The following is a 12,196-nucleotide window of genomic DNA, read 5'->3' on the forward strand; positions in this document are numbered from 1 at the left end:
GATCAAACCGCCTCGGTACGCGAGCGCGAAATGCGAATCGGAATTGCTTTGAAGGAGGGCGTGAAACTCATCGGATCGTGCGAATAGAGCGGCACGAGGGGGTTTGCCTCGGGATAGTAGGCCGCACAGCTGCCATTCGGGAAGGCATACGGGACGATCCGAAAATTGGACAGGCGGCGTTCAACGCCGTCGGTGGACAGAGTGATCAAGTCGACGCGGTCGTCGGCCTGGAGGCCACGCCTTTCCATCTCCTGTTCGTTGAGGAAGATCACGTCGCGCTGACCGAAGACACCGCGATAGCGGTCGGACATCGAATATATCGTGGTGTTGTACTGATCATGGCTGCGCACCGTCGTCAGCCATAGAGCGTCGAGACTGTCCAGGGGCGGATCCTCGCCGAGGCCGTCGAAGACGAGGAAATTCGCCTTGCCGGAAACTGTCGCCCAGATGCGTTCGCGCGCGTTCGATGTCAGATGGAAGCCGCCGGGGATGCGAATGCGGGCATTGTAGCCCTGAAAGATCGGGAACACGTCTTCGATCGCGTCGCGGATAAGGTCGTAGTCGGCGGTGAAGCTTTCCCAGTCGACGACGGAACCTGCACCCAGCGTCGCCCGCGCAATGCCGGCGACGATTGCAGGTTCGCTCATCAGGTGCTCCGACGCCGGAACATTGCGGCCCGCCGACGCGTGCACCATCGACATCGAATCCTCGACCGTGATCGACTGCGGCCCCGTTGCCTGGACGTCGATTTCGGTGCGCCCGAGGCAAGGCAGGATCAGCGCGTCGCGCCCGTGTACCAGATGGCTGCGATTGAGCTTGGTTGACACTTGGACCGTCAGGTCGAGCTTGCGCAAGGCAGCGCGGGTCACCTCCCAGTCCGGGATGGCCGACACGAAGTTGCCGCCGATGGCGAAGAACACTTTCACCTTGCCGTCTTTGATGGCCTCCAGCGCGGTCACGACGTTGTGGCCATGTTCGGACGGCGGCTTGAAGCCGAAGCGGTGCTCAAGCCGATCGAGAAATTCCTTTGTCGGCGTTTCGGTGATGCCGACCGTGCGATCGCCCTGGACGTTGGAATGGCCGCGTACCGGGCAAAGTCCGGCGCCCTCACGACCGATATGACCGCGTAGCAGCGCGAGATTGGCCAGCTGCTGCACGCTTTGTGCTCCCCGCCGGTGCTGCGTGATGCCCATGCCATAGACAATGATCGCTCGTTCGGCCTGCATATAGGCGCGAGCGGCGTATTCGATGTCCTCGCGAGCGAGCCCTGACTGAGAGACGATGTCGTCCCATCGCGTCGCCCGCAGGTCGGCGGCGAGAGCCTCGATACCCGTCGTATGGCCCTTGATGAAATCCCAGTCGAGGATTGCCGGCAGCTCGCCTGCGCGCGCCGCGTCGTCTGCTTCCATGAGAACTTTCATGAGCCCCTTGACGACCGCGACGTCGCCGCCGACACGCACCTGATAAAGCCTGGCGCTGATCGGTGTCGATGTAAACGTTGCCATTTCGACCGGGCTCTGGGGCGACTGGAAGCGCTCCAGGGCGCGCTCGCGGAACGGATTGAAGGACATAATGGTTGCGCCGCGCCGCGAGGCGTCGCGCAGGCTCGTCATCATGCGAGGGCTGTTTGTGCCCGGATTTTGTCCGAAGATGAAGATGCAGTCCGTCTTGTCAAAATCGGAAAGCAGGCAGGTGCCCTTGCCGACGCCGAGCGAGTGCGGCAGGCCGACGCTGGTAGCCTCGTGGCACATGTTCGAGCAATCGGGGAAATTGTTGGTGCCGAACTCTCGCACGAAGAGTTGGTAGAGGAACGCTGCCTCGTTCGAGGTGCGGCCGGATGTGTAGAACTCGGCCATGTTGGGATCCGGCAATCCGTTGAGGTGGCGGGCAATGGTTGCAAAGGCCTCGTCCCAACCGACCCGCACGTAATGGTCGGATGCGGCGTCGTAGGCCATCGGATGGGTCAGGCGTCCGACCATCTCGAGATCGAAATCGCTCCAGCTTGAAAGCTCGGCAACGGTATGGGCGGCGAAAAACTCCGGCGTGCAGCGTTTCGCCGTGGCTTCCCAGGCAACCGCCTTGCCCCCGTTCTCGCAAAATTCGAAGGATGAAGTGTGCTTGGGGTCCGGCCAGGCGCAGCCGGGGCAATCAAATCCCTCCGGCTGGTTCATGCGCCCCAGAGTGGCGGCCCCCTTGATCGGGATTCCCTGCTCGACAAGGTGTTCGCCTAGCGACTTGAGCGCTCCCCATCCGCCGGCCGGGGCATTGTAAGGACGAATGTCATTGGCCATTGGAGACGCCTCTACGAAGAGCTGAAGAACCCTGTGTGGGCAAGAAGCCTTCCGGCAAGCAACATCTTTCCATCGCAGTGCTGCCGCCAGCGATGTCGACTATGTTGCACCGGCAGCGCTGCGGGGCGGCAACTCTCCCGGAGCTGCCAGCTGAATGGGCCGCGTGTCCGACCCACGTGGCGGGTGGCGCCAACCGACGGGATCGCGGTCGAAAGGGCGATCTGCGACATCCCTGCGATTGCCGCAACGCCAGCGATAGGGTGTCTCGCCAACGAAACGTCCGAAGACCGTGGTGAAATGGGCCTGGTTCTGAAAGCCCACGCTCAGCGCCACGTCGACCAGGGTCATCTTGGTCTCGATGAGCATCTGCTTGGCACGGTCAATCCGTCGCCGCAGCAGGAATTCATGCGGGCGAATGCCGGTGGCCGCCCGGAACTGTGCGGCGAAATACATTCGGCTGAGCCCCGCCACTGCTGCCATGTCGGCGAGCGTAATCGTCTCATCGAGATGTGAATCGACGTATTCGACGACGCGCTTCCATCGCCATTTGGACAGGGCGGCCGTAGAGCGTGTCGCCGGCTCATCCGGGTCTGGCTGCGGATCTGAGCGCAGCGTGAGCAAGCGGGTTACGATGGCAAGGCGGACTGCATCGGCATAGAGGTTGCCAAATCCATCATGGCTGTCTTCGGCCGCCTCGAGCGCCCTGGAAAGACGCTGGACGACCGGATCAGAGGAGTGCCGTTCCGGGACCAGTTCGGCAAGGCCTAGGTCCCGAGGCGCGTGGAAAACATTCAGACCGTCGATCGCGCTTTGGCCTGCTTGGGCAAATTGCGCCATGCCCCCACTGGGCGCCGCCGTAGGATCAGGGTCTGCCGCCGCATTTGCATGCATCGTTAGACCGCCGCGACGGGGTTGCGGCATCGCTGCAGCGGACACCGAGAGAACCACATTCATATGAGTGAGGGGGATCGAAATCATGCGGCAGTCTGGCGCCACCGGGTAGGCGCCGTTGCCTGCCTCGAATGGGTCGAACAATGACGAGCCGACTTCAGGCGTTCGAGGCGGGCCGGCGACATGTATCGGTCGGACCATGCCGTCGCGTCGAGGAAGGATGGGCAGATCCTCTGCCGGTTGCCGATCGTAATATTCGGATGCAGACAATGAGTGGAACTGCATTGGGCCCGTGCTCCTCTAGCCTCAGAATTTTCTTCTGCTTGCTGGGCCAAGGTACACGGGTGGGAAATCTGCTCCATTGAATGGCCGTCTGAATGAATCATATCATCAGCTATGCTGCGTATACGATGGTATCTACTATTGGCGGCGCCGCCTTGGGCGCGTCTGGCGATGTCGGCAACCTTGTGCAGGGAGGCCGCCGGTGCCGTGCGACAATGATCCCACCGTGCGGTTGAACCTTGACGCCGCTGTGTAGCCGTACGGTTTTCCGACCGGTCGCCAAGTCGCGGCATCGCTGCCTGCAAAGCTCAGCTCAGTCAAACCTCTGTATGATTTCGGTCTTGGCCCTACGTTTGTATGGTGGCGCCGAGATGAGATCGCGCCGGGCGACGCCGGGCGACACAGTCTCCGGGGGACACCGATGTGCCGAAAATTCCGATGGTTGCCATAGTTGACGACGACGAGGCGGTCCGCACGTCCACCGCGAATCTGATACGTTCCTGCGGCTTTGCCGCGAACCTGTTTGCCTCTGGCGAGGAACTCTTGCGTTCGCCAGGGCTCGCCGACGCCTGCTGTGTCATTACCGATGTGCAGATGCCGGAAATGAACGGGTTGGAACTGCAGACGTTGCTCCTGGCACGTGGCCACACCGTTCCGGTGATTCTTATCACGGCCTATCCTGACGAACGGACCCGGCAAAATGCCCTCGCTGCAGGGGCGGCAGGCTTCTTCTACAAGCCTTTTGACGCCGCCGCCATGATCCGGTGCATCGACGATGCGCTGAACTGGCCACGCGAAATCAAGCCGGAATGACCTCTTCGTGGTGAGCCGAGCGCTGCCACCGCCATTGCTTTCGGAGCGAAGTCGCGTGCGTTCCAAATCGGAATTTTGCGTTCGTTCCGGGAAGATTGCCACCAACCTGTGCGGTTGAATTCCAGGCAGGTTTCGGTGATCGCCTGCCTGGCCCCGCTGCACAAGAGGGCGCGACTGCAGGGACATCAACGCACATGCGCCGATGGGTGGATTGGTGATATTGATGGGAAGCCATCCCAGCCCCCTCGGCATTACCGACAGTCGCGACCACGTCTCGCCTAGTGGCGGGGCTTGTTGCCAAGTTAATATGCTAAGATGGCGTTGTGCCATTCCTGGGCCGTGCGGAGCAGGAATCGTGAGAGCGGATTGCTATCGTGACAGCAGGTTCCAATCCAGGCCAAACCGCGTCGACCGCTTTCGCGCCGACAGTCTATGTCATCGATGATGACGACGCTGTGCGCGATGCCCTGAGTGGGCTGTTCAGATCCGTGGGGCTGCATGTCGAACTGTTCGCCTCCGCCAGCCAATTCCTGCAGGGCAAGCTGCCGGAAACGCCAAGCTGCCTCGTGCTCGATATCCGGTTGCCCGGCGTGAGCGGCCTCGATTTCCAGGCTCATCTTGCAAAGTCGAACATTCAAATGCCCGTCGTCTTCATGACCGGACACGGGGATGTTCCGATGTCGGTGCGCGCGATGAAAGCCGGAGCGATCGATTTTCTGACCAAACCGTTCCGGGACCAGGACATGCTTGATGCGGTCTTCGGCGCGCTCGAAAACGACCGCATAAGGTGGGAATCCGACCAGGAAGCGGCGACGATATCAGCCCTGTACCAAACTTTGACCTCTCGTGAAAAGGAAGTCATGTTCTTCGTGACCAAGGGCCTGATGAACAAGCAGATTGCGGGCGAGATGGGCCTCAGCGAAATTACGGTCAAGATCCATCGCGGGCATCTCATGCGGAAGATGGCGGTGCGAACCTTGCCCGACCTGGTACGGATTGCAGAACGGTTGGGCCTTCGAAGGGCAAATCAATAGCGATGGCAAAGTCGTCATCCGGTATCGCGCGAAAATCTATCGATCCCGCCCGCTCGCTCCAGCGGTTCTCGACCCTCCGCCGTTCGCCGGATATGACCCCGTGACGCCGCGCCGGTGTGGACGGCAGGTGCCTTGGTTCATCATTGAAAACGCTGACGGTTCATTCTTTGCTCACCCTGGTTGGCCTGGCTGCGAGACACCTTCGAGGATCGATCGCAGCTCCTCTCTGCCCCTGGCGATCCGCGACGTCAGCGTCCCCACGGGAATGCCCAGCGCCTTCCTGGCATCGGCATAGGAGAGGCCTTCGACCGCGACAAGCACGAGTGCTGCGCGTCGTTCGGGATTGATCTGCTGAAGCGCCGAGAATACGTCCACGAATACGAGCCTGTCGGCCTGTGGCGACGTCGCGATCGCATCTATCGTTTCTGAGATCGTGGTCACCGCCTGGGCATGGCGTTTGGCGCGCCGCAACTGGTCGACGAACAGATTGTGCATGATCGTGAGCAGCCAGCGGCGTGGCGTATCGCCGGCCGTCCAGTTCGCCATCCTCGACAGCGCTCGTTCGAGGCTGTCCTGCACAAGGTCGTCGGCGGCATCGCGGTCCCGCAACAGCGCGCGCGCATAGCCACGCAGCCGTGGAATCTCCGCGACGATCGCTCGCCTGCGTTCGTCAGTGATCTCGGCCGCCGCGCCGCTTGCCGAAAAAGAAGTGTCAGCCGAGCGAAAACTCGGCTGGGGCGAAACATCGGGCGGAAGTTCGAGTTGTGCCATGTTCGTGGTCACCAGGCGATACGCAATGGCGGCGATTGCAACTTGTGATCCGGACTGAACTCGGTCGGCCACGAACCAGACAGCCACAGCCATCCTCTGGTTCGGGACTGCACATCTGGTCTGTCAGGCATGTGCCGGCGCCTTTCCTGGCTCTAGCTGCGTCCAATCGAAGCTGTTCGGCTGGGGTGCTGTCGGCGCCACCATGGCGGACCCGACTGAGGCCTTCTTTTCGAAACGACTACATTCTTTCGCGAAGCAATGTGGGCGGCCCAATGCCGAGGAAGAAGATGTGTTCGCCGGAATGCCGGGATGTCACTCGGCAGGGCCGAGTGACATCCTCGCCGCAGGGGCAGGCACGTCTTCTGCACCGCCCTTCAGGTAGGTCCAATAGAGAGGAAGTCCGGTGAAGAGGAAACCGCCGGCAATGTTGCCCAAGGTCACGGGTATCTGGTTCCAGTACCACCAGTCTGCGAAGCTGATCTTGGCCCCGAGCATCATCCCCATGGGAATGACGAACATGTTGACGACGCAGTGCTCGAAACCGAGCGCGAAGAAGGCGAAAATGGGCAACCAGCATCCGACGATCCTGCCGAGGGTGGACTTCGAACTCATCCCCATGACGACGCCGAGGCAGACCATCCAGTTGCAGAGCATGGCCTTGACGAAGACAGTCACCAGTCCGTCGTATCCATACGGCTCATAGGCGATCGTCTTCGCTTCGGCGAGCGCACGCAGATGATCTCCGAGCGCACTCGCCCCAACATTGCCGACATCGGTCAGGACGACATAGAACAGCCCGGCAAAGATGAGCGAACCGAGCATGTTGCCGACGAAAACCCAGAACCAATTGGCCAACATCCGGCCGACCGTCGTGCGGTGAGCGAGGACGGCCAGGGGTACCAGACCAAAATTCCCGGTCAGGAGTTCGAGGCCAAGGATGATGATGATCGCAAATCCCACCGGGAAGATGAGAGCGCCGACGAGCGCGACATTTGTCTGAAGTGCACCCTCCAGGGCCATGCTCGTCGCGAAGGCGAGGAGCGCCCCGGAAAGCATGCCGCGGATCAAAAGATCAGGAACGCTGTGAGCGGCTTTAGCGGCGCCGAGATCCACCATTGCCCGCACGATTTCGCGCGGCGAGAGGCTGTCGTTCATGATCGCGATCCTTCTGCGCGCGGCAACTGCGGTCTGGCTGAAGGGATCGCAACTGTCGTCGTGGCCAGAAAGCGCGCTGCGATACCCATGACGTCTCCCATGCGTTGCCAACCAGGACCGATTGGCAGGCTGATTGTCACTTCAGGGATGAATAGCCGACGGCACTTCGCGGCGACATTCTACGGAGGGTAACCGGATTACGCACTTGATTTAGGCCAGACATTCCTTGGTATGTCTTGTCGGCCAACAACTGGGCGCTCCCTTGGGAGACTGGGTTCGAGAGGTTTCTGCTTTTGAAGCGCTGATCGACGCTGCCATAGCAAACGGACCTAAGGGTTACGCCCGATCTGTAGACTTAGTTTGGACGTGATCCGCATAGCCGAACAGGCTGCTCGGGCAGGCCGTTGCGGCGTGCGAGCGCTATCGAACTTCTCTCCGAGGGCAGCTGGACGAAGTCTCTTCATATGAGCGACTTCGGCGAGTGGAATACCTCGCTCGCTCGGCTAAATAACGATGTCGCCGCTGGCAATTCCGTAAATGCCAACGAGGCAACCAATTGCCGCAGCCGCCAACACTATCCATTCTACGCCGACCAACACTGGCTTGTTCTGTTCCCGTCTGACCTGAACATAGAGCAGCGTACCGGGTGCGTAGAGAATAGATGACAGCAACAGAAATTTCAGGCCGCCTGCGTAGATCATGAACGCAACATACAATGTGGCAATGCCAGCCAGGATCAAGTCGCGGGATCGCTGTGCCGGTTGGGTTCCATAGGTCTCTCGGCGTAAAGCCAGAAGGAAGCCGTATCCAGCCACGAGCAGGTAAGGAATTAACACCATGGCACTGCTCAGCTTCACCATGAGCGCGAACGCATCTTGCGAGAAAAGCGTGCTTATGACGAAGACTTGAATGACGATATTGGTCAGCCACAGCGCGGCGGCCGGGACGTTGTTGCCATTTTCACGCGCAAAAATCCTTGGCATGTCGCCGCTCTTTGCGGCCGAGAACAGCACCTCGACACAGATCAACGACCAGGCGAGATAAGCGCCCAGCACAGAAACAATCAGCCCTACGCTGACGAAAACCGCGCCCCAAGTACCGACGACGGCCTCGAGAATGGAAGCCATGGATGGCTGCCTCATTCCCGCGATTTCCGCCTGTGGGAGTACGGCATACGGCAGAAGCGTCACCAGCACCAGCAGGGACAAAACGGCGACGAAACCGACGATCGTCGCCCTGCCGACATCGGAGCGTTCCTTGGCATAGCGAGAATAGACGCTTGCTCCCTCAATCCCAATGAACACAAAGATTGTGACCAGCAGGGTCGCTCGGATTTGCTCAAAGAGACCGCTTCGCGATGCCAGCTCTCCGCCCCATAGGTTGCTGACGAAGATGTTCGCCTTGAACGTTCTGGCCAGAATGAGAATGAAGGCAAGGATGGGAATGACTTTTGCGACCGTAACAACGGTGTTGATGACGGCAGCTTCCTTGATCCCGCGCAGGATCGTGAAGTGGAACAGCCAGAGTGCGATCGACGAGACCACAACCGCCGGGACCGTGTCACCATTGCCAAAAACTGGGAAGAACGCGCCGAGCGTCGACTTGATAAGAATCCAATATGAGACGTCGGCAATGCAGGCAACCAACCAATAGCCAAACGCAGAAAGGAAACCAGCGTAGTCACCGAAGCCGGCTTTTGCGTAGGCAAAGATGCCGGCATCGAGTTCGGGCTTGCGCTCCGCGAGCGCTTGAAAGACACGAGCCAACGTATACATCCCGGTCCCGGCGATGCACCAGGCAATGATTGCGCCGACTGGTCCGGTGGCGTTGCCGAAGGTACGAGGCAGCGAAAATATGCCGGCGCCGATCATTGATCCGACCACCATCGCCGTTAGCGCCGCGAGCGAAAGCTTCTGCGAGGTCTGGGATGCCATGGCCGCGTCTCGAGCCGGTCGTCAATTGCACAAGCGAAATCCGTCCGAATTGTTAAACCGGTCCAGGTCGCTCACCCGATGCTGCATCGGAGAAAGTCACAAGTCCAGCCGATGTAACTCCACTGCGGCGGTGTATTGCGTCGAGGCTCCGAAATAGAGACGCGATGCACAGGAATGAGACTCTCAGCTAATTTCACGACCGCGCCAAAAGCATAGGGTTTGGTTTGTACTGAAATTCCAGCCCGCTTGTTGGCTCACGGACAGATGATTTCCGATCACTCGGGAGAGGCACGTGGCAAGTAAGTCCGAGCAGAAGCTGTCCTTGTTCGCCTTGATCGCAATGGTTGTCGGGTCGATGATCGGGGCCGGCATCTTCAATCTGCCCGGCAGGTTCGCCACCGCGACGGGCCCGTTCGGCGCCATCATCGCCTGGGCGATAGCCGGAACCGGCATGTACATGCTGGCCCGGGTGTTCCAGGCGCTGGCCGAGAAGAAACCCGATATCGATTCCGGCGTCTTCGCCTATGCCAAGGCGGGCTTCGGCGACTATATGGGCTTCCTCTCGGCGTTCGGCTATTGGCTCGGAAGCTGCCTCGGAAACGTCTTCTACTGGGTGCTGATCGGATCGACGCTCGGGCGCTTTTTCCCGGAGATTTTCGGGGATGGCAGCACCGCGACCGCGATCATCGTCTCGCTGGTTGGCATCTGGGCCTTCCATTTCATGATCCTGCGCGGCGTCGAGCAGGCCACCTTCATCAATAGCGTCGTGACGGTCGCGAAGATCGTACCGATCATAGTGGCGATCCTCGCCATGGCATTCGCGTTCAACTACACGCAATTCTCCGAGAACTTTCTCGGCGGCGTGGGCATGCCGGAAAAGACCCTGCTGGCGCAGGTGCGTGACACCATGCTGATCACCGTTTTCGTGTTCCTCGGCATCGAGGGGGCAAGCGTGTATTCGCGCTTCGCCGAGAAGCGTTCGGATGTCGGCACCGCCACCATTCTGGGTTTTGTCGGCGTCACCGGCCTGATGGTGGCCATCACCCTTCTGCCCTACGCCACGGCTACGCGTGCGGCCATCGCCGGAGTCCAACAGCCCTCGCTTGCCGGCGCGCTCGAACTGGTCGTGGGCCATTGGGGCGCGGTGTTCATTTCCATCGGCGTGCTGGTGTCAGTGCTCGGCGCCTATCTCGCCTGGTCGCTGATCTGCGCCGAGGTGCTGTTTGCCGCAGCGAAGTCGCAGGACATGCCCAAGCTTTTCGCGGCGCAGAACGGCAATCGGGTTCCCGCCAACGCGCTTTGGCTGACCAATATCGTCGTCTCGCTATTCGTCATCTCAACCTATTGGTCGCGTGACGCCTTCAACGTTATGCTCGACATGACAAGCGTGACGGCGCTGCTGCCCTACCTGTTGGTCGCGGGCTATGGCGTGCTGATCGCCCGCCGCGGCGAGGGGTACGAGACCTCATCTGGTCAGCGCGGGCGCGACCAGTTATTCGCCTGGATCGCCGTCGCCTACACGCTTGTCATGTTTCTGGCCGCCGGCTTGAAATACGTCCTGCTGGTGGCGGTGCTCTTCGTGCCGGGAACCGTCCTGTACCTCTGGGCGCGGCGCGAACAGAACGCGCGGTTCTTCACATCGGTCGAACTCATCATCTTCGCCGTCACACTGGTCGCTGGACTCGCCGGTTTCGTCGGCCTGTTGACCGGCGCCATTACACCTTGACGAGAAAGGCACAAGTCATGGCGATGGAAACGAAATTCGGCGTGCATTCCGAAGTCGGGCAGCTTCGCAAGGTCATGGTCTGCGCGCCCGGCCGCGCCCATCAGCGCCTGACGCCCACCAACTGCGACGAACTGCTGTTCGATGACGTGCTGTGGGTCGACAACGCCAAGCGCGACCATTTCGACTTCATGACCAAGATGCGCGATCGCGGCGTCGAGGTGGTGGAGATGCATAACCTCCTCGCCGAAACTGTCGCCGTCCCCGAGGCGAAGAAATGGATCCTCGACAATCAGGTGGTGCCGAACCAGATCGGCCTCGGCCTCGTCGACGAGGTGCGCTCCTATCTGGAGGGGCTCTCCAACCGCGATCTGGCGGAGACGCTGATCGGTGGTCTCTCGACCCATGAATTCCCCGAATCCATCGGCGGCGAACAGCTCGAGCTGATCCGTGACGCGGCCGGGGTGAACGAGTATCTACTGCCGCCGCTGCCGAACACGCTCTACACCCGCGACACCACCTGCTGGATCTATGGCGGCGTCACGCAGAACCCGCTCTACTGGCCGGCGCGGCATGAGGAAACCATCCTCACCACCTCGATCTACAAGTTCCATCCCGACTTCGCCGGCAACGTCAACGTGTGGTGGGGCGACCCGACCAAGGATTGGGGCCTCGCCACGCTCGAGGGCGGCGACGTCATGCCGATCGGCAAGGGGAATGTTCTGATCGGCATGAGCGAGCGCACCTCGCGTCAGGCCATCAGCCAGCTCGCTGCGACGCTGTTCGAGAAGGGCGCGGCCGAGCGCGTCATCGTCGCGGCGATGCCGAAACTGCGCGCGGCGATGCATCTCGACACGGTGTTCACCTTTGCCGACCGCGACTGTGTGCTGCTCTACCCCGATATCGTCAATGGCATCGAGGCGTTCTCCTACCGGCCGGACGGCAAGGGCGGCGTCGAACTGCACAAGGACAAAGGCACCTTCGTCGAGACGGTGCGCGACTCGCTCGGCCTCAAAAAGATGCGTGTAGTTGAGACCGGCGGCAATGCCTACGTCCGCGAGCGCACCCAATGGGATAGTGGCGCAAATCTGGTCTGTGCATCGCCGGGCGTCGTGTACGCCTATGACCGCAACACCTATACAAACACGCTGCTGCGAAAGGAGGGCATAGAGGTCATTACCATCATCGGCGCGGAACTAGGCCGCGGTCGTGGCGGCGGCCACTGCATGACCTGTCCGATAATCCGTGATCCGGTGGATTACTGACAAGAGAGCGTTCCCGGAGATCGGAGATGGGCGCCGC

Annotated in this window: 9 protein-coding genes; 4 read left to right on the forward strand and 5 right to left on the reverse strand. The window is 60.6% G+C overall.

Annotated elements, in window-relative coordinates; all coding sequences use genetic code 11:
* Positions 1–2 precede the first annotated feature (2 nt).
* Together AC1DZU_RS13675 and AC1DZU_RS13680 are read right to left on the reverse strand one after the other, a co-directional pair.
* The gene (locus AC1DZU_RS13675) at positions 3–2,291 is read right to left on the reverse strand and encodes an FdhF/YdeP family oxidoreductase (protein WP_477285352.1); all 2,289 of its coding nucleotides are present in this window, start codon (positions 2,289–2,291) and stop codon (positions 3–5) included.
* A 99-nt stretch (positions 2,292–2,390) separates the two neighbouring features.
* Positions 2,391–3,467, reverse strand: coding sequence for a helix-turn-helix transcriptional regulator (locus AC1DZU_RS13680; protein WP_477285354.1), 1,077 nt, complete (start codon positions 3,465–3,467; stop codon positions 2,391–2,393).
* Between the two features lie 420 nt (positions 3,468–3,887).
* On the opposite strand from AC1DZU_RS13680, the gene AC1DZU_RS13685 reads away from it, so the two are divergent.
* A complete protein-coding gene (locus AC1DZU_RS13685; protein WP_477285356.1) occupies positions 3,888–4,277 on the forward strand; it encodes a response regulator transcription factor in 390 nt (129 codons plus the stop codon).
* A 374-nt stretch (positions 4,278–4,651) separates the two neighbouring features.
* A complete protein-coding gene (locus tag AC1DZU_RS13690) occupies positions 4,652–5,311 on the forward strand; it encodes a response regulator transcription factor (protein ID WP_095089056.1) in 660 nt (219 codons plus the stop codon).
* A 171-nt stretch (positions 5,312–5,482) separates the two neighbouring features.
* On the opposite strand, the gene AC1DZU_RS13695 is transcribed toward AC1DZU_RS13690, so the two are convergent.
* The 3 genes from AC1DZU_RS13695 to AC1DZU_RS13705 form a co-directional block, all read right to left on the reverse strand.
* Positions 5,483–6,082, reverse strand: a complete 600-nt coding sequence (locus tag AC1DZU_RS13695) for a sigma-70 family RNA polymerase sigma factor (RefSeq protein WP_477285358.1) — start codon at positions 6,080–6,082, stop codon at positions 5,483–5,485.
* A gap of 312 nt (positions 6,083–6,394) precedes the next feature.
* Positions 6,395–7,237, reverse strand: coding sequence for a formate/nitrite transporter family protein (locus AC1DZU_RS13700; protein WP_477285360.1), 843 nt, complete (start codon positions 7,235–7,237; stop codon positions 6,395–6,397).
* A 503-nt stretch (positions 7,238–7,740) separates the two neighbouring features.
* Positions 7,741–9,171 (reverse strand): basic amino acid/polyamine antiporter, encoded by a 1,431-nt coding sequence (locus tag AC1DZU_RS13705; protein ID WP_477285362.1) that lies wholly within the window; start codon positions 9,169–9,171, stop codon positions 7,741–7,743.
* 292 nt (positions 9,172–9,463) lie between these two features.
* Here AC1DZU_RS13705 and AC1DZU_RS13710 point away from each other — a divergent pair, with 292 nt between their 5' ends.
* A complete protein-coding gene (locus AC1DZU_RS13710) occupies positions 9,464–10,897 on the forward strand; it encodes a basic amino acid/polyamine antiporter (protein ID WP_477285364.1) in 1,434 nt (477 codons plus the stop codon).
* Positions 10,898–10,920: 23 nt separating this feature from the next.
* Positions 10,921–12,159, forward strand: coding sequence for an arginine deiminase (locus tag AC1DZU_RS13715; RefSeq protein WP_477285465.1), 1,239 nt, complete (start codon positions 10,921–10,923; stop codon positions 12,157–12,159).
* Positions 12,160–12,196 lie beyond the last annotated feature (37 nt).

It is taken from the genome of Mesorhizobium sp. P2_A12 (genome assembly GCF_056405075.1).

Excerpts from the sequence above, each read along its gene's own strand:
- AC1DZU_RS13695 (WP_477285358.1), bottom strand. The coding sequence starts at position 6,082 with ATGGCACAACTCGAACTTCCGCCCGATGTTTCGCCCCAGCCGAGTTTT.
- AC1DZU_RS13705 (WP_477285362.1), bottom strand. The coding sequence starts at position 9,171 with ATGGCATCCCAGACCTCGCAGAAGCTTTCGCTCGCGGCGCTAACGGCG.
- AC1DZU_RS13715 (WP_477285465.1), top strand. The coding sequence starts at position 10,921 with ATGGAAACGAAATTCGGCGTGCATTCCGAAGTCGGGCAGCTTCGCAAG.
- AC1DZU_RS13680 (WP_477285354.1), bottom strand. The coding sequence starts at position 3,467 with ATGCAGTTCCACTCATTGTCTGCATCCGAATATTACGATCGGCAACCG.
- AC1DZU_RS13675 (WP_477285352.1), bottom strand. The coding sequence starts at position 2,291 with ATGGCCAATGACATTCGTCCTTACAATGCCCCGGCCGGCGGATGGGGA.
- AC1DZU_RS13700 (WP_477285360.1), bottom strand. The coding sequence starts at position 7,237 with ATGAACGACAGCCTCTCGCCGCGCGAAATCGTGCGGGCAATGGTGGAT.